The sequence below is a fragment of the Streptomyces endophyticus genome (assembly GCF_035798155.1).
In the GTDB taxonomy this organism is placed as follows: domain Bacteria; phylum Actinomycetota; class Actinomycetes; order Streptomycetales; family Streptomycetaceae; genus Streptomyces; species Streptomyces endophyticus.
Map to the genome: position 1 here is coordinate 1 of NZ_JAOZYC010000200.1, position 24,296 is coordinate 24,296.

The window sequence follows — 24,296 nt, forward strand, 5'->3', positions numbered from 1 at the left end:
GTTGAGTTCTCAAGGAACGGACGCTTCCTTTGTACTCACCCTCTCGGGCTTTCCTCCGGGCGCTTCCCTTCGGTCTTGCTATTCTTGCGTTTCCGACTCTATCAGACCGTTTCACCGGCCGATTCCCTCGGATTGACGCCCGCTTTACAGGAGTTCCGCTTTCGCGGCTCTTTCGGCGAGTTCAAACTCTATCAGTCTTTTTCCGGCCCGCTTGCCACACCTCTGCAGACATGCAGAGATACGATTCGCAATGCAACTTAGGACTTGATAGATGCTGCCGGGATGTTGGACGCTCGAGGGCGTCGCTTGTCTCCCTGGCAGGGCTACGACACTACATCGAGCCCGAGCTTCGGCGCAAATCGTTTGCCCGCGGTCTCTACGTCCGCCAACCGGTACCTCTCGTAGGGAACCGGGACTTTTTATGACTTACGCTTCTGGACAGTACGCCGTCCAGGACAGGCAGTGACGGCGACCCTGAATCTCCGCCTCTGGGAGGCTTGCCATGACCAGTGTGACGTCCCCGCTCACCGGACGCGCCATCGGGCTCTCCGCCGTTCCTGACCCGGTGTTCTCCGGTGCGATGGTCGGCCCCGGCTCCGCCATTGACCCCGCGCGCGAGGCCTCCGACGCCGTGGCCCCGGTGGACGGCATCGTGGTGTCCCTTCACCCGCACGCCTTCGTCGTCGTGGATGAGGAAGGCCACGGTGTGCTGACCCACCTGGGCATCGACACCGTCCAGCTCAACGGCGAGGGCTTCGAGCTGCTCGTCAACAAGGGCGACACTGTGCAGCGCGGGCAGGCCGTGGTCCGCTGGGACCCGGCCGCCGTCGAAGCTGCCGGCAAGTCGCCGATCTGCCCGGTCGTTGCCCTCGAGGCCACGGCCGAGTCCCTTTCCGACGTCGTCGAGGACGGCGACGTCAAGGCCGGCGACGCGCTCTTCGGCTGGAAGTGACGTACCCCGTCACTGACGGTCGGCAGGAAATCAACGCGGCGGCAGCGCTCGCCGCACTATCGGAGACGGGTGAGATGGAGACAACGCTGCGAGGCGTCGGCGTGAGCCACGGTGTGGCGATCGGCGAGGTTCGGCACATGGGGACGGCGGTGCTGGAGCCGCCGGCCAAGCAGATTCCGGCTGAGGATGCAGAGCGCGAACAGGGGCGCGCCCGCCAGGCCGTCGAAGCTGTCGCGGCCGACCTGATGGCACGCGGCAATCTGGCCGGTGGCGAGGCCCAGGCGGTGCTCGAGGCTCAGGCCATGATCGCCCAGGACCCCGAGCTGATGGCCGACGTCGACCGTCGTGTCGCCGTCGGGAGCACGGCCGAGCGCGGCATCTATGACGCGTTCTCCCACTATCGCGAGCTCCTCGCCGGCGCCGGTGAGTACATGGCGGGTCGCGTCGCGGACCTCGACGACGTGCGCAACCGCATCGTGGCCCGGCTCCTCGGCGTGCCCATGCCCGGCGTTCCGGACAGCGACAAGCCCTACGTGCTCATCGCCCGTGACCTTGCGCCCGCGGACACCGCGCTCCTGGACCCCACGCTCGTGCTCGGTTTCGTCACCGAAGAGGGTGGGCCGACCAGCCACAGCGCGATCCTGGCCCGTGCCCTGGGTGTGCCGGCCGTAGTCGCGCTTCCCGGTGCGGGTGAGCTCGCCGAGGGCACCGTGGTCGCCGTCGACGGCAGCACCGGTGAGATCTTCGTGGACCCCAGTGCGGAGAAGCGGGTCGCGATGGAGGCCGCTGCCGCCGAGCGCAAGGCGGCGCTGGCCGCCTCGACCGGTCCCGGTGCCACCTCTGATGGGCACAAGGTGCCGCTGCTCGCCAACATCGGCGGCCCGGCGGACGTGCCCGCGGCGGTCGAGGCGGGGGCCGAGGGTATCGGCCTGTTCCGTACCGAGTTCCTCTTCCTGGACGACAGCAAGAACGCTCCGTCCGAGGAGAAGCAGGTCGAGTCGTACCGGCAGGTGCTCGAGGCGTTCCCCGAGGGCCGCGTCGTGGTGCGCGTGCTCGACGCCGGCGCCGACAAGCCCCTGGACTTCCTCACGCCCGGCGAGGAGCCCAACCCGGCTCTGGGCGTACGTGGTCTGCGGACGCTGCTCGACCACCCGGAGGTGCTGCGCACCCAGCTGACCGCGCTGGCGAAGGCTTCCGAGGGCCTCCCGGTCTACCTTGAGGTCATGGCGCCGATGGTGGCGGACCGCGCCGACGCAAAGGCCTTCGCCGATGCCTGCCGTGAGGCCGGTCTGCAGGCGAAGTTCGGTGCGATGGTGGAGATCCCGTCCGCCGCGCTGCGTGCCCGGTCGGTGTTGCAGGAGGTCGAGTTCCTGTCGCTCGGCACCAACGACCTGGCCCAGTACACGTTCGCCGCGGACCGTCAGGTCGGCGCCGTGTCGCGTCTGCAGGACCCGTGGCAGCCCGCGCTGCTCGACCTGGTCTCGCTGTCTGCCGAGGCGGCGAAGGCCGAGGGCAAGAGCTGTGGCGTCTGCGGTGAGGCCGCGTCCGACCCGCTGCTCGCGTGCGTCCTGACCGGCCTGGGGGTCACCTCCCTCTCCATGGGGGCCGCTTCGATTCCGTATGTGCGGGCGACGCTTGGCAAGTACACGCTGGCCCAGTGCGAGCGCGCGGCGGCTGCCGCACGTGCCGCGGAGTCTGCGGAGGAAGCGCGCAACGCCGCTCAGGCCGTGCTGTCCGGCGAGTAGCCGAGCACGACTGGTGCCTTCGAAGGGCGCTCCGCCTTTGGGCGGGGCGCCCTTCGTGCTTGTCCGCGGGGTTCAGTGCCGATGCTTCCCTTCCGGTTTCGTGTCGTCCACCTTTGGTGCGGTGCAGTAGTTCACGCCCGGTTCCGGAGCGGACAGGTCACCGGAGTCCGCGTCGGTGCAGTAGGCGTCGAAGACCCGTCCCCCTGGGATCGGTTGGAGCCCCTCGTCCTTCAGGTGCCAGCCGCAGACGCGGTCTTCCTTCCCGGGTACCGAGCTGCGCACGATGACCGCGCTGGCTCGCCGGGTGACGATCGCCAGCGCCAGTACGGCCGTGACCTCCATGGCCGCGGACTCATCGACCCTGACCGTGTCGGGTTCCGTGGCGTCCACGTGCAGGACGGCATGGAGCGACTCCCTGTCGGTGAGCACGCTGCACACCCAGTGGTGGGCTCCCTCGCCAAGTGTTTCGATCACTTGGGAGACCAGGTGGGAGGCCCTGGTGAAGGCCATGCGTCCGACGTCCTGCCCGCACACGGCGCATGCCCCTGTCCGGGACAGGACGGAGGTCGCGAACTCCCAGGTCGCTTGGCGGACGGCCTCTTCCACGAGCTCGGGGACGAGGTCGGCCATGGGCTGTCCCTGATAGGCGACCCCGGGCCCTGACGTGGCGAGTTCCGCGGTAAATCGAGTACGGCTGACCGCGCTGTCCGGGTCCAGGCCCTCCGCCCTGCAGAATTCAATGAACTCGGCCGGGTCGAAGAGCGCGACCGTGGTGTAGCCGCCGGCCGCGGCCTGGGATTTGAGCAGCCCTTCCACTTGGCGCAGATACGTCGTGTGGTCGTCGAAGGTGAAGCTGCGATAGAGCCGCATCGCCTCGAAGTCCTGCTCGTCGGCCAACAGGCCGATGGTTCCCGCGACTTCACGGCGCAGGCCGCGCCGCACGCTGTTCGTCCGGCTGTGTTGGGTGTGCCCCATGATTCCCCCTGAGTGCGCTTGAACGATGCTCACTCAGAGTAATCAGAGGCACTGACAACGACACGCTCGGTGACGGTGCGCCAACGGTTCGGGGCGGTCAGGCTCGCTTGCGGGCGATCTCCTCGTAGAACTTGAGGAGATCGAGGTTGTCGATGGAGCCGGGGTTGACCGCCTTTTCCAGCGGCGTGCCCGAGAGCAGGCGCTTGACCGGCACCTCGATGCGCTTGCCGGTGAGCGTGTGCGGGACGCCGGGGGCTTCGATGATCTCGTCGGGCACGTGGCGCGGCGAGAGCTGTTCGCGGATCACCTGCTTGATGCGGGAGCGGAGCGCGTCGTCGAGGGCGGCGCCCGGCGCGAGGTGCACGAAGAGCGGCATCCAGTAGCCGCCGTCGGGCTGTTCCAGGCCGATGACGAGTGATTCGCGGATCTCGGGGAGGCGCTCCACGGCCTCGTAGATGTCGGCCGATCCCATCCGGACGCCCTGGCGGTTGAGGGTGGAGTCGGAGCGGCCGTGGATGACGACGGAGCCGTGCGAGGTCAGCGTGATCCAGTCGCCGTGGCGCCAGACTCCGGGGTAGGTGTCGAAGTAGCTGTCGTGGTACCTGGTGCCGTCGGGGTCGTTCCAGAAGCGGATCGGCATGGACGGCATCGGGTTGGTCACGACGAGCTCGCCGACCTCGTCGGTCAGGGGCTCGCCGGCGGGGTCCCAGGCCTGGAGGTCCGTGCCGAGGCCGGGCGCCTGGAGTTCGCCGATGTGGACGGGGAGCGTCGGCACGGCTCCGGCGAAACAGGAGCAGACGTCGGTGCCGCCGCTGACGGAGGCGATCCACAGGTCCTCTCGCACCTCGTCGTGGAGCCAGCGGAAGCCGTCCGGCGGGAGCGGGGAGCCCGTGGTGGCGACGCACTTGACGCGGGAGAGGTCGTAGTCGCGCGCGGGGTGCACTTCGGCCTTGCGGCAGGCCATCACGTACGCGGCGGAGGTGCCGAAGAGGGTCGCGCCGGTGCGTTCGGCGATCGCCCACTGGGCGCCGGTCCCGGGGTACCCGGGACTGCCGTCGTAGGTGACGATCGTGGTGCCCGTGAGCAGGCCGCCGACGAGGAAGTTCCACATCATCCAGCCCGTGGACGTGTACCAGAAGAAGCGGTCGTCGGGGCCGAGGTCGCAGTGCAGGCCGATCTGCTTGAGGTGCTCGACGAGGATGCCGCCCTGCGACTGCACGATGGCCTTGGGCAGGCCTGTGGTGCCGGAGGAGTAGAGCACCCACAGCGGGTGGTCGAACGGCACGTCCTCGTAGACGGGCGTGACGTCGGCCGAGGTGAGGGCCGACCATTCCAGGGCGCCTTCGGGCGCCTCGGTGCCGAGGAGCGGGATGTGCACCACCGCGCGCAGGGACGGCAGTTCGTCGCGGAGTTCCTGCACGGTGTCGCGGCGGTCGTGCTCCTTGCCGCCGTAGCGGTAGCCGTCGACCGTGAACAGGACCACGGGCTCCACCTGCTGGAAGCGGTCCAGGACGCTGCGTGCGCCGAAGTCGGGGGCGCAGGATGTCCACACGGCTCCGACGGCCGCCGTGGCGAGGAGAGCGGCGGCGGCCTCGGGGATGTTCGGCAGATAGCCGCTGACCCGGTCGCCGGGGCGTACCCCGAGAGAGCGCAGTTCCGCGGCCAGGGAGCCGACCTGGCCGCGCAGCTCGGACCAGGTGACGGGGCGGGGTTCGTGTGTCTCGTCGACATGGAGGATCGCGGGGGTGTCCGCGCGCGCGGGGTCGTCCGCCGTGCGCAGTGCGTGCGCGGCGTAGTTGAGCGTGGCTCCGGGGAACCACTCGGCGCCGGGCATGTCACGGTTGCCGAGCACGCGCGCGTACGGGTGCGTGAAGCGCACGTCGAACCACTCGGTGACGGCCTTCCAGAAGGTTTCGAGTTCGGTGACCGACCAGCGGTGCAGCGCCTCGTAGCCGCCGTCGGCGGGCGCGCCGTGCTGCTCGGCCGCCCAGGCCTGGAACCGTGTGATCTGCGCGTCGGCGATCCTCTGACGATCGGGCTGCCAGAGCGGTGACGGGTTCACGGTGGACATGATGCGGCTCCAGGAAGTGCGTGCGCGGCGTGTGCGTCCTCGGCGCGCACCGCGGAGTGTGCGCCAGACGCGGCTCACTGGACGATGCCATGTGATCGACTTCGGCACCAGGGCGTATCCCACATAGTCGGCCTCGCGAAGATGTGCCGGCACCACGGATGAACGGCAGTTGAACGCGGCACGCACGCGTGCGCCTCGGTGGCAGGGTGAGCAGCATGGATGGTCGTGACCTGGTGCGCTTGGCGAAGGCGGTCTCGTTCGTGGGGTCGGCCCATGGGCTGCGCTCCGTTCGGGCGTCGTGGCGGCACCGTCGCGCGGACTCCGTGGGCCTGCCCCCGCGGGGCGTCGAACGGGCCCGGGTGCCGGGCTCCGTGGTCGGTGTGGCGCCCGAACCGGGTGGTGGCCTGGTGCGGTTCACGCGGTCCCGGTTGCGCATCATCGTCACCGTGAGCGGTGCCCTCTTCTATGGCTGGGACGGAGCCGAACCCGAGCCCTCGTACGCGCTGGCCGGGCGCGGCCCGGAGGCGGACCCGCGGGCGGTGCTCGAACCGGACAAGGACGGCGGCTGGCGGGTGGTGTCCGAGCGGGTCACCGTCGTGGTCTCGCGGCACGGCGCTCTGGAGGTGCGTACGCCTGGCGGGGTGTTGCTGCGCCGCGATCTGCCGCCCCGGTGGTGGGAGCCCGAGGGCGGCGGTGAGGCACGTTGGGCGCAGCGGACCGAGGTCTCCGCCGACGCGCGCTTCTTCGGCCTCGGAGGCCGTGCGTCGGGCCCGCGGCTGCGCGACGCGACGTACCGGTTGTGGAACACGGATCCCGGCGGTTCGTTCGGCCGGCAGGACGATCCGTTGTCGCTCACGATGCCGGTGCAGGTCGTGGTCGCGGATGCGGGGACGCATCTGGTGTTCCACGACAACACCTGGGACGGCACCGTCAGCCTCCGTGAGGGCAGCGAGGGTGCGGGCTCAGGGCACGACTGTGCCGGGACGTCCGAATTGCGCATGGAGGGTGGCCCGTTGCGCTGTTGGGTGATGGTGGGCACACCCGCGCGCGTGCTCCACGTCTGGTCCCAGCTGACCGGCGCTCCGACCGTGCCGCCGGGCTGGGCGCTGGGTCACCAGCACGCGCGTTGGGGGTTCGGGAGCGAGCAGGAGGTGCGTCGCGTCGTCGCGGGCTACAAGGAGCGCGATCTGCCCCTGGAGGCCGTCCATCTGGACATCGATCCTTTCACGGCGGGGCAGGCCTTCACCGTCGATCGTGAGCGGTTTCCGTCCTTGCCCCGGCTGGCCGAACAGCTGCGCGGTGAGGGCGTTCGGCTGGTGTCGATCGTCGGCCCGGCGGTCAAGGCGCAGCACGGCAACGCCCTCTACGACGGCGGGCAGGCGATCGACGCCTTTGTGCGGGACGCGGTGGGCAGGCCCGTGCGCGGCGTCGTGTGGCCGGGTGAGTCGATGTATCCGGACTTCACGGCGGAGCGGGTGCGCAAGTGGTGGGGCGGCCTGTACGAGGAGCGTCTTGAGCAGGGTTTCTCGGGCTTCTCGCACGATATGAACGAGCCGGTGTCCTTCGCCGCCTTCGGTGAGCCCACGCTCCCCCGTTCGTCCCGTCACGCGGTCGAGGGGCGGGGCGGCGACCATCGGGAGGCGCACAACGTGTACGCGCTGTGCATGGCACGGGCCGGCTACGAGGGACTGCGCGAACTGCAGCCGCGGGAAAGGCCCTTCCTGTTCTCCCGGTCCGGCTGGGTGGGTCTGCAGCGCTACGGAGGGACGTGGTCCGGTGACGTCGCCACCGGGTGGGCCGGTCTTCGTTCCTCGCTCTCGCTGGTGATGGGGCTCGGCTTGTGCGGGGTGCCGTATTCCGGACCTGATGTGGGCGGCTTCGACGGAAAGCCGTCACCGGAGCTGTTCTTGCGCTGGTTCCAGTTGGGCGCCCATATGCCGCTGTTCCGTACGCATTCGGCGCTGCGGGCGGGTCGGCGCGAGCCGTGGATGTTCGGCGAGGAGGTGCTCGCGCACGCGCGCGTGGCGCTGGAGGAACGGCGTCGTCTCTTTCCGTACTTCATGACCCTCGCGCATCTCGCCCGGCGCACCGGCGCCCCGTATGTGCGGCCCGTGTGGTGGGGTGCTCCGGAGGACCGGGCTTTGCGTGACTGCGAGGACGCCTTCTTGTTGGGCGACTGCCTGTTGGTCGCCCCCGTCCTGGAGCCGGGAGTCGATCGCCGCACCGTTCAGCTGCCTCCTGGGCGCTGGTACGACACGGTGACCGGCGAGGCCTTCGAGGGGCCCGGACAGGTCACGGTGGACGCCCCCTTGTCGCGTATTCCGGTGCTCGCTCGGGGCGGGTCGGTACTGCCTGTGCGTGATCCTGGCGGGGGTGTCGCCCTGGAGGCGTGGGCGCCGGCAACGGGACGTACGGGCGGCGGCTATGTGGCGCGGGACGTCGGGGACGGCTGGGAGGAGCCGGAGATCGAGCGGTTCCGGGTGCGCTGGAGCCAGGGGCGTGTGGTCGTCGAGACGGACGGGGAGGGCGGCGCGGTCGAACCGCCGTACCCGGTGCGCGTGCGCGGCTTGTGAGCGCCTTTCGGCGGAGGGTGGCGTTGGACGCTCACGGGGATGTGGCCGCTACGGGTAGCGGCCCTCGAACCAGGCCTTCACCGCCAACGTGTGGAGAGGAAACGCCAGTTCGGTCGGGCGGCGCAGGAGGTGCCAGCCGTCCGTCTCGTCCGTGGCCACGCTGGCCGGCAGGAGGTGCGCCGGGCGTTCGGGCAGGAGGCCGAAGAGCAGGAGATGGCCGTCCGGCGCGCTCATGGCGTCCACGAGGCGTACGTCGCGTGCCGCGGCGACGATGCCCGTCTCCTCCTGGAGTTCACGGACGACGGCTCGCCGCCAGTCCTCCCGGTCGTCGATGAAGCCGCCGGGCAGGGCGGGTTCCCCGCGCGCGGGGGCGATGGTGCGCGTGATCGCGACGAGGCCGGCGCCCACCGTGTCGTAGACCGGTTGCAGGGCGATGGCCACGGGGAGCGGGTTGCGGTAGGCGACGGAGTCGCAGGCCCGGCAGGTGCGGGGCCAGCCGTGTACCTCGGCCCCGTAGGCGGCCCCACAGCTCGAACAGTGGGAATCCGGGACGGGGTTGACCGTGGAGTGGGTTGATGCGGGCACGGCGCGGACTGTATCCGATCACTCGGCCGCGGTCTTCCCCGGTGGGCCCGGCTCCTGATAGACGCTGATCCATGACTCGAGCCTCCACCGCTCTGCGGAAACTCGCCGCCCTGGCCGCCGCCGCGCTGCTCGGCGTGGCCGCCGCCCCCTCGTCCGCCCATGCGACGCCCGATCCCAAGGCGCCCAAGGATTTCGTGGCACTCCATGACGTGGACCCCACGATCATCCAGGAGATGCGCTACTACACGGAGCACGACTTCATGGGTGAGCCGGTCGACGGCTACAAGAAGCCGATGTGCCTTCTCACGAGACCTGCCGCGCAGGCGCTCCACAAGGCGCAGCTCGGCCTCCTTAAAGAGGGCTATTCCCTGAAGGTGTACGACTGTTATCGCCCGCAGCGCGCGGTCGACCACTTCGTCCGCTGGGCGAAGGATCTCGACGACCAGAAGATGAAGGCGGAGTTCTACCCGCGCGTCGACAAGACGCGCCTGTTCGCGGACGGCTACATCGCGGAGAAGTCGGGCCACAGCCGTGGCTCCACCCTGGATCTGACCGTCGTGAAGTTGCCCGCCGAGCCCACGCGCCCTTACGTGCCCGGGGAGAGGCTCACGCCCTGCTACGGGCCGAAGGCGGAGCGCTTCCCCGACAACTCGCTGGACATGGGGACCGGGTTCGACTGCTTCGACACGCTCGCCCACACGGACGATCCGCGCGTCCAGGGCGTGCAGCGGGCCAACCGGGACCTGCTGCGGAACGCGCTCGGCGCGCAGGGGTTCGTGAACCTCGCTGAGGAGTGGTGGCACTACACCTATCGCCCTGAGCTCTACCCGGACACGTACTTCGACTTCCCGGTCTCCAGGCGTTCGCTGACCGGGCGGTGACGTGGCGGGCGCGACCGGAAGCACCCCCGTGGATCCCGGTCGCGCCCTCACCGATCACGGACGCCGGCAGGACGCGGGCGGTTCTGCGGGACCCCTGACGTCATTCGGTTCCCCGTGGCACACTTCTGACGTTCCGTCAGATTCATTGCCGGGGAGGAACTGTGGCGCGTACACGTACACCTGTCGTGGCCGACTGGTTCAGTGGAGAGGGGGACGACTTCCGCCTGCTGGGCACGCGCTGTTCCGCGTGTGCGTCGGTGTTCTTTCCTCGCGAGGACGGGGCGTGCCGCAATCCCGCCTGCGCGGGCGGCGAGCTGGCGGAACTGCCCTTGTCGCGGCGCGGACGCGTCTGGTCGTACACGGATTCCAGGTACCGACCACCGGAACCGTATGTGTCGGATCGGGAACTCCCTTGGCAGCCCTACGCGTTGATCGCTGTGGAGCTCGAGGCCGAGCGCCTGGTCCTGCTCGGCCAGGGGGCTCCTGGCGTCTCCGTGGCCGATCTCGCGGTCGGCATGGAGGTGGAGGTCGTACCGGGCGTTCTCAACGAGGAGGGGGACGCCGAGACCGGGACGACATGGACGACGTGGCACTGGCGGCCGACGGGGGTGACGGCATGACGAGGGACGTAGCGGTTCTCGGCGCGGGCATGCACCCCTGGGGAAAGTGGGGGCGCAGCTTCGTCGAGTACGGGGTGGCAGCGGCGCGGGCCGCGCTCGCCGACGCCGGGGTCGACTGGCGTGACGTGGGCTCGATCGTCGGCGCGGACACGGTGCGCGGCGGCTATCCGGGCTACGTGGCGGGCGCGACCTTCGCGAAGGCCCTCGGGTGGCAGGGCGCGCGCGTGGCCAGCGTCTACGCGGCCTGTGCTTCGGGGGCCCAGGCGGTCAACACGGCGCGGGCGCAGATACTTTCGGGGCTCGCTGACGTCGTGCTCGTGGTGGGGGCCGATGCCGCGCCCAAGGGGTTCTTCAAGCCCGCCGGCGGCGACCGGCCGGACGACCCCGACTGGTTGCGCTTCCGTGCGCTCGGGGCGACCAACCCGACGTACTTCGGCCTGTACGCGCGCCGGCGCATGGCCGTGCACGGGGACACGCTCGAGGACTTCGCCCAGGTCAAGGTGAAGAACGCCGCCTCCGGCGCGCTGAATCCGAACGCGCGCTACCGCAAGACGGTGACGGCCGAGGAGGTCGCCGCCTCCGCCGTGGTCGCCGATCCGCTGCGGCTGCTCGACATCTGCGCCACGTCTGACGGCGGTGCGGCGCTGGTGCTGTCCAGCATGGAGTTCGCCCGCCGGCACGGAGCCGCGGACCCCGTCCGCATACGGGCCGTGTCGACGGTGACTCCGACGTACCCGAACACCGTGCTCGACCTCCCGGACATCGCCACCGACTCGGCCGCCGGGGTCGCCTCCGAAGGCCCCACGTTCCGCGCCTCGATCGCCCGCGCCGCCTACGAAGAGGCGGGGATCGGCCCCGAGGACCTGTCCCTGGCGGAGGTCTACGACCTGTCCACGGCCTTGGAGCTGCAGTGGTACGAGGACCTCGGGCTGTGCGGCGAGGGTGAGGGCGCGAAGCTGCTGAGGGACGGCGCGACCGCTCCTGGAGGGCGAATACCCGTGAACAGCAGCGGTGGACTCGCGTCCTTCGGGGAGGCGGTGCCGGCGCAGGCGATCGCCCAGGTCTGCGAGCTGACGTGGCAGTTGCGGGGTGCGGCGGGCGACCGGCAGGTGGCCGGGGCCAGGGCCGGGATCACCGCCAACCAGGGCCTGTTCGGCCACGGTTCGTCGGTCGTGGCGGTGCGCTGACCGCCGTGTGCGTACGCTGCGTGGCCGTGCGGGAATGCTGCGTGAACAGCGTGTGAACCGGGCCTGGTGGTGTCCGTGCGACGCCATCATGCTGGCGTGCACACCTGGCCGGACAGCCTCCGCTTCGCCTTCCAGCCCGTGGTCAATCTGGCCACGGGATCGGCCGCGGCTCTGGAGATACTCGCCCGCCCCGAGTCGGGTGATGTGCTCGCGCGGGCGCACCGCGAGCCCGAGCTCGACGGCGCGCTCGCCGCGCTGGCGATCCGCGACGCCGCACGCCGGGAGACGCTGCTGCCGCTGCATGTGAACGTGTTCGCGGGCACACTCGCCGACCTGGGCGGCCTTGATGCGCTGCGGCGCGCGGTGCAGGACGCGGGCCGCCTGCCGTGGGAGGTGACCGTCGATGTGGGGCCGCCGTTCACGCACGTACCGCACCGCGCCCTCCTGGAGGGCGTCGCGGTGCTGCGCAAGGAGGGCTTCCGGGTCTGTGCCGACGGCGTGGGCGACGGCGACGTACCCCTGCGGCTGCTCGACGATCTCGCGCCGGACCTGATCAAGCTCGACGCCTCGCTGCTGTCGCGCGGGGCGACGGTGCGGGCCATGCGGACACTGTGCGAGGAGATCGGCGCGCTGCTCGCGGTCGAGGGCGTGGAGACCGAGGCCCAGTGCATGGCGGCCCGGGACGCCGGGGCGCAGCTCGCGCAGGGCAATCTGTTCGCGCCGGCGGCCCGGCTGCCGATCTCCGAGGTGTACGTGCCCGAACTGCCCCCGGCCGTCGGCTCGTCGCGGCCGATCGGGCCGCTGGTCCGGGACTTCGTGCGGCCCGCGGCGCTGCTGCCCGATTCGGCGTCCGCGGAGCAGGTGCGGCGCCGGCTCACCGGGTCGGGCGAGGTGACCGGAGTGCTGCTCGTCGACGCCGCCGGAGCGCCGATGCGATCGGTGCAGCGGGACCGCTTCCTGCTGTCGCTGTCCACGCGCTACGGGCACGCGCTGTACGCCGACCGGCCCGCCGCGCGGCTCGGCGACCGGCCGCGCACGGTGGGCGTCAACGCGACCGCCTGGGAGGTGCTCGATGTCGTCGCGGACGGCGAGCACGCCCGCACCGCCGACGACGTCGCCGTGGTGGACGACGGCGGGCGCTGCGTCGGCGTCGTACGCCTCACCGACCTCGTACGGGCGCTCGCCGAGAGCCGGGTCGAGGAGGCCGCCGGGCTCAACCCGCTGACGCGGTTGCCGGGTTCGGACGCCGTGACGGGCGAGCTGGACCGCTGGGTGGCGCAGGGCCGAGGGTTCGCCCTGAGCTGGCTGGACATCGACGGGTTCAAGCAGGTCAACGATGGTGCGGGGTTCGCGGCGGGCGATGAGCTGATCCGTTCGGTGGGGCGGGCCCTCGCGCGCACGGCGTCGGAGTCCGTGCGGGTGGGGCACATCGGGGGTGACGACTTCCTGGTCCTGGCCGACCCGGAACGGATGGGCCCGCTCGCGGCCGCCGTGCTCGACGTTCCCTGGTCGGCGGGCGGCAAGGCGGTGACGCTGTCGCTGGCCACGGTGGTGTGCCCGCCGGGCAGCGTGGCCGACCACCGGCAGGCGGCCGCGCTGCTCGCCCCGCTCAAGAAGGCCGCGAAGGCGCTCACCGGGGCGAGTTGGGTCTGCGGTCAGGCGGGGCGCGAAGGGGTCGACGTGCGCCGCGGCGCACGCGTCACGACTGCCGCGCACGACCGGAGGGGAGCGCCGGCCGCCGGTTAACCGTTGCCGTCCACGACCTTGACGCTCCAGTACGGCCGGTGAACACTTCCGGGTGTCAGTCGGCATCGCCGCAAATCGGCCCACCGCTGCTCGGGGCCCTGCCTGCCCCAGGTGCGCTTTCTTGTCGGGTTGCGGCAGGTCAGGCCCGCTCCCCCACGTGTGGTTCCGACTGTGCGGGCACGCTCGTCACGGATGCCGGGCGGGGCGCGGGACTTCCCTGCCTACGACAGCCGTAGTTCAGAACCAGCCATGGGAAACGCACCCTGCACGGAGGACCGGGGAGCACTGCCCCCGGGCGAGGGCCTAGGAGCCGCCATGAGCAACGGAGACATCTTCATCGGTGAGGTCATCGGCACCGCGATCCTGATCCTTTTCGGCGCGGGCGTCTGCGCCGCCGTCACCCTGAAACACTCCAAGGCGAAGGCCTCCGGGTGGGTCGTCATCGCGTTCGGTTGGGGCTTCGGCGTGCTGGCCGGCGCCTATACGGCCGCCCCGCTGTCGGGCGGTCACCTCAACCCCGCGGTCACCATCGGCATCGCGGTCGACACGGGGAAGTGGGACAAGGTCTGGGTCTATCTGCTCGGCCAGATGGTCGGCGCGATGCTCGGCGCCGTCCTCGCCTACCTGGTGTATCTCGCGCAGTTCAACGCCAACGTCGGTTCGGGCGAGGATTCCGCGGAGGACGGTCCGACGCCGACGCTCGGCATCTTCTCGACGATCCCCGAGATCCGGAACGTGGTCTCGAACCTCATCACCGAGATCATCGCGACGATCGGCCTGGTTCTGCCCATCCTCGCGTTCGGGCTCACCAAGGGACTCGGCGAGTCCGGCACCCAGGTACTGATCGTGGCACTCCTGGTCGTCGGCATCGGTCTGTCGCTCGGCGGACCGACGGGCTACGCGATCAACCCCGCCCGTGACCTGGGCCCACGCATCGTGCACCAGTTCCTGCCGATCCCCAACAAGGGGACATCCGACTGGGGTTACGCTCTCGTCCCGGTCGTCGGGCCGCTCATCGGCGGCGCTTTGGCGGGGGTCATCTACAACGCAGCGTTCTGACGCGCAGAAACACTCTCGAACGTCTTCTTACGAAGGGGTAGCCATGCCCGACACTTCCGTGAAGTACGTCGCCGCCATCGACCAGGGCACCACCTCGAGCCGCTGCATCATCTTCAACCAGGACGGCGAGATCGTCGCCGTCGACCAGCGCGAACATCGCCAGATCTTCCCGAAGCCGGGCTGGGTGGAGCACGACGCCACCGAGATCTGGTCCAAGGTCCAGGCCGTGGTCGCGGGGGCGATCGCCAAGGCAGGACTGCGCGCGGACCAGCTCAGCGCCCTCGGAATCACCAACCAGCGGGAGACGACGGTCCTTTGGGACCGGGCCACCGGCAAGCCCGTGCACAACGCGATCGTCTGGCAGGACACGCGGACCTCGGCGCTCTGCAACGAGCTGGGCGGCGCCGACGGCCAGGACCGTTTCCGCGAGACGACCGGCCTGCCCCTGGCGAGCTACTTCTCCGGGCCCAAGGCGGCCTGGCTGCTCGACAACGTGCCGGGGCTGCGGGCCAGGGCCGAGCGCGGGGAGCTCGCGTTCGGCACGATCGACTCGTGGCTGATCTGGAATCTCACCGGCGGCACCAACGGCGGCGTGCACGTCACCGACGTCACGAACGCCGGGCGCACCATGCTGATGAGCCTGGAGACCCTCGAGTGGGACCAGTCGATCCTGTCGGCGATGAACATCCCGGAGTCGCTGCTCCCGGAGATCCGTTCGTCCGCCGAGGTGTACGGCACGGCCGTCGGCCAACTGGCCGGCGTACCGGTGGCCTCGGCGCTCGGGGACCAGCAGGCGGCCGTGTTCGGGCAGGCCTGCTACGACACCGGGACCGCGAAGAACACCTACGGGACGGGCAGTTTCCTGCTGCTCAACACCGGTAACCGACCGGTGCCTTCGAAGAACGGCCTGCTCACCACCATGGGGTACAAGATCGGCTCCGAGGCGCCCGTGTACTGCCTCGAAGGGTCGATCGCGATCACCGGCGCCCTGGTGCAGTGGTTCCGCGACCAGCTCGGCATCATCAAGACCGCCGACGAGATCGAGACGCTCGCGGCGAGCGTGGACGACAACGGCGGTGCCTACATCGTGCCCGCGTTCTCCGGTCTGTTCGCGCCGTACTGGCGCTCCGACGCGCGCGGCGTCGTCACCGGCCTCACCAGGTACGTCACCAAGGCACACCTGGCACGTGCCGTCCTGGAGGCGACGAGCTGGCAGACCCGTGAGGTCGTCGACGCGATGTACCAGGACTCCGGGGTGCAGATCACGACCCTGAAGGTCGACGGCGGCATGACCAAGAACAACCTGCTGATGCAGCATCAGGCCGACGTCCTGGGCGTGCCGGTGATCCGGCCCAGGGTCTCCGAGACGACGTGCCTGGGTGCCGCGTACGCCGCCGGGCTCGCGACGGGCGTGTGGAACGACCTGGACGAGCTCAAGGCGCACTGGCAGCGCGACGCCGAGTGGACCCCCGCCATGGACGCGGGCGTCCGGGACCGCGAGTACCAGAACTGGCGCAAGGCCGTGGAGAAGAGCTTCGGCTGGTACGCGGACGGCTCATAGGCCATGTCCCCGCGCGCGTAGTGACGTACAGGCGTCCACGCGCGCGTACGCGGCGGTTCGGACCCCGGTCGGCGGGGGTACGAGCCGCCGCTGTGCGTGCTCAGGTCGCCGCGGGCTGCCTGTGCTCGGCGGCTTCCGCCGCGTGGCCGACGACAGCGATCAGCACGTCCTTCACCGACTCCTTGTCACGCGCGTCGCACAGGACCACGGGGACGTCCGGGTCGAGGTCGAGCGCCTGGCGGACCGCGTCGGCCGGGTGGCGGGCGGCGCCGTCGAAGCAGTTGACGCCGACGATGAACGGTATGGAGCGCCGCTCGAAGTAGTCGACCGCGGCGAAGCAGTCCTCCAGGCGGCGGGTGTCCGCGAGGACGACCGCTCCCAGCGCGCCGGTCGCCAACTCGTCCCACAGGAACCAGAAGCGGTCCTGCCCCGGTGTACCGAAGACGTAGAGCACGAGGTCGTCGCGGAGCGTGATCCGGCCGAAGTCCATCGCCACCGTAGTGGTGCTCTTGCGCTCGACGCCCGCGATGTCGTCCACGGGGCGGCCCGCTTCTGTCAGGACCTCCTCCGTGCGCAGCGGCCGGATCTCGCTGACCGCGCCGACCAGCGTCGTCTTGCCCACGCCGAAGCCACCTGCCACCAGGATCTTGAGCGTCACCGGCTCGACGGGGGTCTTTCGGCGTTCAGATCGCCCGAAGATCATGGCTGTGTCTCTCCTGCCTTGCTGGTGTCGCTGTCTCGGGTACTGCTGCTCGCCTCGGGCGGCCCGTAGCCGCCGCCTCCGGGCGTTTCGACGACGAGTACGTCGCCGGGGGCCACGTCGGTCGTGTCGCTTCCGTCGAGGCGGGTGACGGTACCGTCCACGCGCTCCACGGAGTTGGCGCCGAGCGCTCCGGGGGCGCCACCCGCCATCCCGTAGGGCGGCACCCTGCGGTGCTGGGTCAGTGTGGAGACGGTCATCGGCTCGCGGAAGCGGATGCGCCGCACGGCACCGTCGCCGCCCGGCCAGCGGCCCGCTCCCCCGCTGCCGCGCCGCACCGCGAACTCCTCCAGGAGGACGGGCAGCCGCCATTCGAGGACCTCGGGGTCGGTGAGCCGCGAGTTGGTCATGTGGGTCTGTACGACGGGTGCGCCGGGGAAACCGTCCCCGGCGCCGGAGCCGGAGGCCACCGTCTCGTAGTACTGGTGCCGCGCGTTCCCGAAGGTGATGTTGTTCATCGTCCCGGAGCCCTCGGCCTGCACGCCCAGGGCCCCGTAGAGGGCTCCGGTGATGGCCTGCGAGGTCTCCACGTTGCCCGCGACGACCGCGGCGGGCGGCTGGGGCGAGAGGAAGGACCCGGGCGGCACGATGATGTCCAGCGGGCGCAGGCAGCCGTCGTTGAGCGGGATGTCGTCGCCCACGAGCGTCCGGAAGACGTACAGGACGGCGGCGTTGACGACGGCGAACGGAGCGTTGAAGTTCGTGGAGAGCTGGTCGGAGGTGCCGGTGAAGTCGACGGTGGCGCGGCGCTGGTCGCGGTCCACGCTCACGCGCACACGGATGACCGCGCCGGAGTCGGTCTCGTAGCTGAACTCGCCGCCCTCGAGGGCGTCGATGACGCGTCGTACGGATTCCTCGGCGTTGTCCTGGACGTGCTTCATATAGGCGAGCACGACGTCCAGGCCGAAGTTGTCGATCATGCGGGCGACTTCGTCGGCGCCCTTCTGGTTGGCCGCGATCTGGGCGCGCAGGTCGGCGAGGTTCGTCCGCGGGTTGCGGGAGGGGTGGGGCCCCTCGGTCAGCAGGCGCAGCGTCTCCTCCTCACGGAACCGGCCGGCCTCCACGAGCAGCCAGTTGTCGAAGAGCACGCCTTCCTCGTCGATGGTGCGGCTGTTCGCCGGCATGGAGCCGGGGGCGATGCCGCCGATCTCGGCGTGGTGCCCGCGCGAGGCGACGTAGAACAGGATCCGGTCACCGTCCGTGTCGAAGACCGGGGTGATCACGGTGACGTCGGGCAGGTGCGTGCCGCCGTGGTACGGATCGTTGACGGCGTAGGTGTCACCGGACCGCATGGCCGAGCCGCGGCGGCGGATGACCTCCTTGACGCTGGTGCCCATCGAGCCCAAGTGCACGGGAATGTGCGGGGCGTTGGCGACCAGGCTGCCGTCGGGGTCGAAGAGCGCGCAGGAGAAGTCCAGTCGTTCCTTGATGTTGACGGACTGCGAGGTGGACTCGAGCCGAGCGCCCATCTGCTCCGCGATCGACATGAAGAGGTTGTTGAAGACCTCGAGCAGAACCGGATCGATTTCCGTACCGAGATCGGAACTCTCTGTAATCGCCGACCGTTCCATGAGCAGGTGCCCGTCGTCCGCGAGGGTCGCCTGCCATCCGTCGTCGACGACGGTCGTCGAGCCGTCCTCGGCGATGATCGCCGGCCCCGGGACGGGCTCGCCGGGCGGGAGCCTGTCCCGGTGGTGGAGGGGTACGTCGCGCCAGGTTCCGCCGGTGTGCAGACGGACGGTCGCGGCGGCGGTGGGGGCGGCGGTACGGGGTGCGAGATGAGAGAGATCGGGGGGATCGGTCAGGCCAGTGGCTTCTACGGAGAGTGATTCGACGACGAGCGGTCGGTCCAGGGTGAAGGAGTAGTGAGCGCGATGACGTTCTTCGAAGGCGCGGGTCATGGCGTCGGGTTCGGCGAGTTCCACGGTGAGCGCGGTGTCCGTGCCGTCATAGCGGAGCTGGGCCCTGCGCACGATCCGAATGCGCTGCTCCGGGACGTCCTCGGCGCGCAGTTCCTCGCGTGCGGCGCTCTCCAGGTCGTCGGCCGTCTTGAGGATGTGCGGCATCGAGGAGGCGTCGACGGTGGCCTCGACGGACTGTTCCCGCATGGCCGTGGTGTCGGCGAGCCCGATGCCGAGCGCCGAGAGGACGCCGGCCATGGGCGGTACGAGGACGGTCCGGATCCCGAGTTCTGCGGCGACCTTGCACGCGTGCTGACCACCGGCACCACCGAAGGTGGTGAGGGCGTAGCGGGTGACGTCGTGGCCCTTCTGCACCGAGATCCGCTTCACGGCGTTGGCGATGTTCGCCACGGCGACCTGGAGGTAGCCCTCGGCCACCTGCTCCGGAGTGCGCGCGTCACCGGTCTTTTCACGGATCTCCGTGGCGAGGTCGGCGAAGTGCTCGCGTACGAGGCCGTCGTCGAGCGGCTGGTCTCCTGCGGGGCCGAACACGTGGGGAAAGTGGGCCGGCTGGACGCGCCCGAGGGCGACGTTGGCATCGGTGACCGTGAGCGGGCCGCCGCCCCGGTAGCACGCCGGTCCCGGCACCGCGCCGGCCGAGTCGGGTCCGACCCGGTAGCGGCTGCCGTCGAAGTGCAGCACGGAGCCGCCGCCCGCCGCGACGGTGTGGATGTCGAGCATGGGCGCGCGCAGCCGCACTCCGGCGATCTGCGTGGTGAGGACCCGCTCGTACTCGCCCGCGAAGTGCGAGACATCCGTGGAGGTGCCGCCCATGTCGAAGCCGATGACGCGGTCGAAGCCCGCGCGCCCCGACATCCGGGCCATGCCGACGATGCCGCCCGCGGGCCCGGACAGGATGGCGTCCTTGCCACGGAACTGCCCGGCCTCGGCGAGCCCTCCGTTGGACTGCATGAACATCAGCCGCACGTCGGGGAGTTGCTCGGCGACCTGGCGCACGTAGCGGCGCAGGACGGGCGACAGGTAGGCGTCGACGACGGCCGTGTCGCCCCGTGGCACCACCTTCATGAGCGGGCTGACCTCGCTGGACAGCGAGATCTGCGGGAAGCCGACGCGCTCGGCGAGGGCGCCGATCTCGCGCTCGTGATCCGGGTGGAGGTGACTGTGCAGGCAGACGACGGCCACCGCCCGAATGCCGTCTTCGTAGGCCCTGCGCAGCGAGGCTTCGAGGGACCCCAGGTCGAGTGGGGTGACCACCTCGCCCTGGGCGTCCACCCGTTCGTCCACCTCGATGACGCGCTCGTGGAGCAGTTCGGGCAGCTCGATGCGGCGGGCGAAGATGCGGGGCCGGTTCTGGTAGGCGATCCGCAGGGCGTCGCGGAAGCCGCGGGTGATGACGAGGGCGGTCGGCTCGCCGCGGCGCTCCAGGAGGGCGTTGGTGGCGACCGTGGTGCCCATGCGGACGGAATCGACCAGATCGCCGGGCCCGCCCCCGGGTGCCGACTCCGCGCCTTCGCCCTCGCCCAGGAGCTCGCGGATCGCGAAGACGGCCGGGTCGGCGTAGCGCGAGGGATGGTCGGAGAGCAGCTTGTGCGTGAGCAGGCGGCCGTCGGGCCGCCGGGCCACGACATCCGTGAAGGTGCCGCCTCGGTCGATCCAGAACTGCCAGCCTGCCACGTGTGTCTCCCGCCGTCCGCCCCGTTCCTGTGCCCCGCAGGCTCCGCTGTCGGATCAGAGCGCTCTGAGGCCGTCGATCACGTCGCGGAGAATACTCGCGTCGGGCAGTTCCGCCGGTGGAACCGGCCGCGTCACGTGGACCAGTTCGTCATCGACGAGATCCCCGATGAGGACGCGCACCACCCCTATCGGGAGATCGAGCCCCGCGGCCAGTTCGGCCACGGACTGCGGGGCGTCCTGGCAGAGCTCGACGATGTCGACGTGTTCCGGCGACAGCGTCTGGTCCGTCGCCGCGTCGCCTTGATGCTGTTCGGCGACGACGACAGCGATCAGGTCGAGCCGGTGCCGGCCCGCGCTGGTGGTGCGGCCGCGTGTCATGGCGTACGGGCGCACGACGGGACCCGCGTCGTCGTCGAACCAGTGATGCGTCTCCTGACCGTCTGGTCTCATGCCAATCCACTACCCTCCGGCGGGCAGGTCCGTGCGCCGGGCCGTCCCCAGGTGCACTCCGACGCGCTTGACCAGCAGGGTCATCTCGTAGGCGACGAGGCCGACGTCGGAGTCCGCGTCGGACAGCACCGCGAGGCAGCTGCCGTCCCCCGCCGCGGTGACGAACAGGAAGGCCTCGTCGAGTTCGATGACCGTCTGCCGAACCCCGCCCGCGTCGAAGTGCCGGCCCACCCCCTTGGCGAGGCTGTGGAATCCGGAGGCCACGGCGGCGAGGTGTTCGCTGTCCTCGCGGCTGAGTCCCTCGGAGACACCCGTCGGCAGCCCGTCGCCGGAGAGCACCATCGCCTTGCGGATACCGGCGACGCGCTCGACCAGGTCGTCCAGGAGCCAGTTCAGCTCGCCGACAACACCGTTGGTGGTCTGCGCATTGGCCTTCGGCGCGGTCATCGACCGTCCCCCTCAGAGTTCGTTCCTCGTGCTGTACCGTCGGCGCGCTCATCGCCCGCGGTGTTCTCCACACGTCCACGCCGCCAGCCGCGCTGGAGCGATGCCATACGGCTGCGCACCTCGTCGGCGTCCCGGTCGGCGGGCTGTGCGGAGGGAGTCCTGTCTTCGGCCGGTGCCGTGCTGTCGCCGCGCAGGTCCGGGCCGTCCTTCAACTGCGGGGCCAGATTGGCCTGTCGGACGCGGCGGGGCAGGCCGCCGGAAGTGGTGGTGGGCGTGCCGGGCTGCTGGGCGTCCGCTGCGGACCCGGGGGTCTCGCGCGGGGCCGCGGTTTCCTCGACCGCACGGGAGCGGCGCCTGGGGAGGCCGGCCGGGGTGTCGAGCCGCCCGTCGCCGTTGCCCCGGTCGTGCCGCTCGCCCGGTTCGGATGCGGCGCGGTCGGCCGCCCCGGGCCGGTCGTGGGTCACGGGCCTGCCGTGCGAACTGACGAGCTTGGGCACGCGTCGGCGCGGAAGCGGCAGCGGCCCCTCCGGACCGGCTGCTGGATCCTGCGCGTCGCGGTCCCCGGGGCGGCACGGGCCGCCCATGCGGTGGGAGTCGTCCGTGCGGTGGGAGTCGTCCGTGCCACCGGCCCCGGCGCCGTCGTCCTCGGCCTGCTGGTGCTGTTCACCGGGAGGCCCGGCCACAGCGCGGCGGGGGCGGAACAGACCGCCGCGCTCGCTGTCCTCGTCGCCCAGGGCTCCGGGGAACCGGGTCATGTCGGAGGTCGTCAGCGGGGGCTCCAGCTCGACCGGCCCGTTGAGCACGGAGGCCGGCAGACCGGGCAGCCCGGCCACGGTGCTCGGCTTCGGTTGGGTCACCGACGGGGCCGTGCGGCGCAGCGCGTTGGGCCGGTCGAGGCGGAAGCCGGCGCCCTCGGTGTCGGGGGCGTCCGTGAGCAGGGCGTCCGGGATGAAGACCACCGCGGTGGTGCCGCCGTAGGGCGACGGCTGGAGGGAGACTCGGATGTTCTGCCGTTGGGCGAGTCGGCTGACCACGAAGAGGCCGAGCCGGTCGGTGTCGGAGAGTTCGAACTCCGGTGTCTCGGCGAGGCGCAGGTTGGCGTCGAGCAGCGCGTCGGGGGCCATGCCGAGGCCGCGGTCGTGGATCTCCAGGGTGAAGCCGTTCGCGACGCGCTCACCGACCACCTGCACGGCGGTGTGCGGAGGCGAGAACACCGTGGCGTTCTCCAGGAGTTCGGCGACGAGGTGGGTGAGGTCGGCGACGGCCGGTCCCGTCACGGCGATCCGTGGCAGCCGCCGTACCTCGATGCGCTCGTAGTCCTCCACCTCGGCGACGGCGGCCCGCACGATGTCCATGAGCTGGACGGGTCTGCGCCACTGCCGGGACGGGGCGGCGCCGGACAGGATCACCAGCCCCTCCGCGTGGCGGCGCATCCGGGTGGTGAGGTGGTCGAGGCGGAACAGGTCGGCGAGCTCGTCGGTGTCCTCGGTCCTGCGCTCCATGGTGTCGAGCAGGGTCAGCTGCTTGTGCAGCAGGACCTGGCTGCGCCGGGCGAGGTTGACGAACACCTCGGAGACGCCGCGGCGCAGCTCGGACTGCTTGACGGCGGCTTCGACGGCGGATCGCTGCAGGGTGTTGAGCGCCTGGCCGACCTGCCCGATCTCGTCCCTGTCGTATTCGAGACGCGGCGCCTCGGTCTCCACGTCGACGTCGTCCCCCGCGGCGAGGCGGCGCATCACACCAGGGAGCCGCACACCGGAGGCCTCGTGCGCCTCCAGACGGAGCCGGCGCAGGTCGCGGACGAGCCCGCGGCCGATGCGTACGGAGAGGTACAGGGAGAAGAGCAGGGCGAGCAGACCGAGCACTCCGGCGACCCCGGCCCGCACCAGGACGTCGATGGCCTCCGGGCGGGCGCGGTCCTGGTAGCGCTCGGTCGCGGCGGTGTCCCGGTCGACGAGTTCGTCGAGCACCGACAGCGAGGCCTTGTCCCAGCTCCGCGCGGTGACGCCGCTCGGTGTGCCGGGTGAGCCGTTCACGACCGCTTCCTCCGCGGTGCGCAGCGGGTTGGTGCCCGGGCTCTTCCAGTACCGCTGATAGCGGGAGCGCTCGGAGTCGGGCAGGAGCGCGAGGTTGCTCTCGTAGAGGAGGGAACGCTGGGCGACGAGGTCGGAGACCTGCCGCAGTTCCTGCTGGGTGAACCGGCGGGCGACGAGACCCGAGCCGACCAGGGCGTCCTCCTGCGACAGGAGTTCACGTGCCTTGAGTACGCCGATGAGGGCGCGCGCCTGGCGTTCCACCTTCGCGTCGTCGAGGGCCGTGAGGTCGAGCAGGAAGTCGAACGACGGCGCGATGAGGCGGTTGTAGAACTCGAGGGCCTGGGCGCGGGTCACGGTGCCTTCGTCGACGTTCCCACGAAGCGACGCGATGCCTTCCAGTCCCTCGACGGCGGTGTCGAGAGAGACCCGGGCGTCGCCGTCCAGGTCGTCGCGGATCTCGCCGTCGCGCACCTTTTCCTTGATCCGGGTGATCGACTCGTCGGCCGCGGTCCGCTTGGCCCGCAGCGCCGACTGGGCGTCGGAGGCCCGGGGATCGGCGAGATAGACGAGCGTCTGGCGGCGTTCCGCCTGCAGAGAACGGCTCGTGGCGACCAGCGGGTAGGCGATCGAGTCGATCGCCTGGCCCGCGGATATCAGCTGGACGGCGGCGCGCCCCGTGATCACCGTGGCGAAGGCCCAGATGGCGGTCAGGGACAGCAACGGCACCAGCAGCAACGCCACGATCTTCCGGCGGATGGACTTCCCGCGAAAGCGCATGGCCTCCCCCAGATCGACCCCTCTGCCTTCAGGGGCACACATGTGCGTCAACAAACGGCGCGAGCCTACTACTGAGACTGGAGCAACTCGAAGACCCGTCCGGATGGTGTCCGGATGAACTGGGGTGCTGACATCACGAGTTGTCCGGCATTGCGGGAGATTCCCTCCGCCCTCGGCCCGCATCGACAACGATCACAATCGACCCGCCCCTGCGAAGAGTTGGCCGGAATCCTGCGCACCGCCCGCCCGGAGCAGGCGAGTTCAGCAAAAGGGGA

Annotated in this window: 17 protein-coding genes; 9 read left to right on the forward strand and 8 right to left on the reverse strand. The window is 70.6% G+C overall.

The features are described from left to right. Positions 1-502 precede the first annotated feature (502 nt). Together OKJ99_RS40670 and ptsP are read left to right on the forward strand one after the other, a co-directional pair. The gene (locus OKJ99_RS40670; RefSeq protein WP_326023561.1) at positions 503-952 is read left to right on the forward strand and encodes a PTS sugar transporter subunit IIA; all 450 of its coding nucleotides are present in this window, start codon (positions 503-505) and stop codon (positions 950-952) included. A 74-nt stretch (positions 953-1,026) separates the two neighbouring features. Next, on the forward strand, positions 1,027-2,697 hold the full coding sequence (gene ptsP, locus OKJ99_RS40675; protein ID WP_326023563.1) for a phosphoenolpyruvate--protein phosphotransferase: 1,671 nt from the start codon (positions 1,027-1,029) through the stop codon (positions 2,695-2,697). Positions 2,698-2,769: 72 nt separating this feature from the next. Here ptsP and OKJ99_RS40680 read toward each other — a convergent pair whose 3' ends face one another. Together OKJ99_RS40680 and OKJ99_RS40685 are read right to left on the reverse strand one after the other, a co-directional pair. Next, positions 2,770-3,672 carry a hypothetical protein gene (locus OKJ99_RS40680; protein ID WP_326023564.1) on the reverse strand — a complete coding sequence of 301 codons (903 nt, stop codon included), beginning with the start codon at positions 3,670-3,672 and terminating at the stop codon, positions 2,770-2,772. A 97-nt stretch (positions 3,673-3,769) separates the two neighbouring features. Then, on the reverse strand, positions 3,770-5,743 hold the full coding sequence (locus OKJ99_RS40685) for an acetoacetate--CoA ligase (RefSeq protein ID WP_326023566.1): 1,974 nt from the start codon (positions 5,741-5,743) through the stop codon (positions 3,770-3,772). A 215-nt stretch (positions 5,744-5,958) separates the two neighbouring features. Between OKJ99_RS40685 and OKJ99_RS40690 the strand changes: the two genes are divergently transcribed. Next, positions 5,959-8,316 carry a glycoside hydrolase family 31 protein gene (locus OKJ99_RS40690; RefSeq protein ID WP_326023568.1) on the forward strand — a complete coding sequence of 786 codons (2,358 nt, stop codon included), beginning with the start codon at positions 5,959-5,961 and terminating at the stop codon, positions 8,314-8,316. 48 nt (positions 8,317-8,364) lie between these two features. On the opposite strand, the gene OKJ99_RS40695 is transcribed toward OKJ99_RS40690, so the two are convergent. Beyond that, a complete protein-coding gene (locus OKJ99_RS40695; protein WP_326023569.1) occupies positions 8,365-8,901 on the reverse strand; it encodes an NUDIX domain-containing protein in 537 nt (178 codons plus the stop codon). A gap of 71 nt (positions 8,902-8,972) precedes the next feature. On the opposite strand from OKJ99_RS40695, the gene OKJ99_RS40700 reads away from it, so the two are divergent. The 6 genes from OKJ99_RS40700 to glpK all read left to right on the forward strand — a co-directional run bounded on the left by OKJ99_RS40700 (position 8,973) and on the right by glpK (position 15,955). Beyond that, entirely contained in the window at positions 8,973-9,782 is an 810-nt protein-coding gene (locus OKJ99_RS40700) for a M15 family metallopeptidase (RefSeq protein WP_326023570.1), read from the forward strand. A gap of 161 nt (positions 9,783-9,943) precedes the next feature. Then, entirely contained in the window at positions 9,944-10,402 is a 459-nt protein-coding gene (locus tag OKJ99_RS40705) for a Zn-ribbon domain-containing OB-fold protein (RefSeq protein ID WP_326023571.1), read from the forward strand. Beyond that, positions 10,399-11,589, forward strand: a complete 1,191-nt coding sequence (locus OKJ99_RS40710; protein WP_326023572.1) for a lipid-transfer protein — start codon at positions 10,399-10,401, stop codon at positions 11,587-11,589. Before OKJ99_RS40705 ends, OKJ99_RS40710 begins: the two co-directional genes overlap by 4 nt. Positions 11,590-11,685: 96 nt before the next feature. After that, on the forward strand, positions 11,686-13,335 hold the full coding sequence (locus OKJ99_RS40715; protein WP_326023573.1) for a GGDEF domain-containing protein: 1,650 nt from the start codon (positions 11,686-11,688) through the stop codon (positions 13,333-13,335). A gap of 315 nt (positions 13,336-13,650) precedes the next feature. After that, positions 13,651-14,394 carry an MIP/aquaporin family protein gene (locus tag OKJ99_RS40720; RefSeq protein ID WP_326023575.1) on the forward strand — a complete coding sequence of 248 codons (744 nt, stop codon included), beginning with the start codon at positions 13,651-13,653 and terminating at the stop codon, positions 14,392-14,394. Between the two features lie 43 nt (positions 14,395-14,437). After that, positions 14,438-15,955, forward strand: coding sequence for a glycerol kinase GlpK (gene glpK / locus OKJ99_RS40725; RefSeq protein WP_326023576.1), 1,518 nt, complete (start codon positions 14,438-14,440; stop codon positions 15,953-15,955). Positions 15,956-16,055: 100 nt separating this feature from the next. Here glpK and OKJ99_RS40730 read toward each other — a convergent pair whose 3' ends face one another. Genes OKJ99_RS40730 through OKJ99_RS40750 form a run of 5 tightly spaced genes read right to left on the reverse strand, consistent with a single transcriptional unit; the run spans position 16,056 to position 24,021 of the window. Further along, positions 16,056-16,658 (reverse strand): GTP-binding protein, encoded by a 603-nt coding sequence (locus OKJ99_RS40730; RefSeq protein ID WP_326023577.1) that lies wholly within the window; start codon positions 16,656-16,658, stop codon positions 16,056-16,058. Continuing rightward, the gene (locus OKJ99_RS40735; RefSeq protein WP_326023578.1) at positions 16,655-20,311 is read right to left on the reverse strand and encodes a hydantoinase B/oxoprolinase family protein; all 3,657 of its coding nucleotides are present in this window, start codon (positions 20,309-20,311) and stop codon (positions 16,655-16,657) included. Before OKJ99_RS40735 ends, OKJ99_RS40730 begins: the two co-directional genes overlap by 4 nt. Positions 20,312-20,365: 54 nt before the next feature. Next, the gene (locus tag OKJ99_RS40740; RefSeq protein WP_326023579.1) at positions 20,366-20,761 is read right to left on the reverse strand and encodes a DUF742 domain-containing protein; all 396 of its coding nucleotides are present in this window, start codon (positions 20,759-20,761) and stop codon (positions 20,366-20,368) included. Positions 20,762-20,770: 9 nt separating this feature from the next. Beyond that, the gene (locus OKJ99_RS40745; RefSeq protein ID WP_326023580.1) at positions 20,771-21,208 is read right to left on the reverse strand and encodes a roadblock/LC7 domain-containing protein; all 438 of its coding nucleotides are present in this window, start codon (positions 21,206-21,208) and stop codon (positions 20,771-20,773) included. After that, the gene (locus OKJ99_RS40750) at positions 21,205-24,021 is read right to left on the reverse strand and encodes a nitrate- and nitrite sensing domain-containing protein (RefSeq protein WP_326023581.1); all 2,817 of its coding nucleotides are present in this window, start codon (positions 24,019-24,021) and stop codon (positions 21,205-21,207) included. Before OKJ99_RS40750 ends, OKJ99_RS40745 begins: the two co-directional genes overlap by 4 nt. Positions 24,022-24,296: the final 275 nt, after the last annotated feature.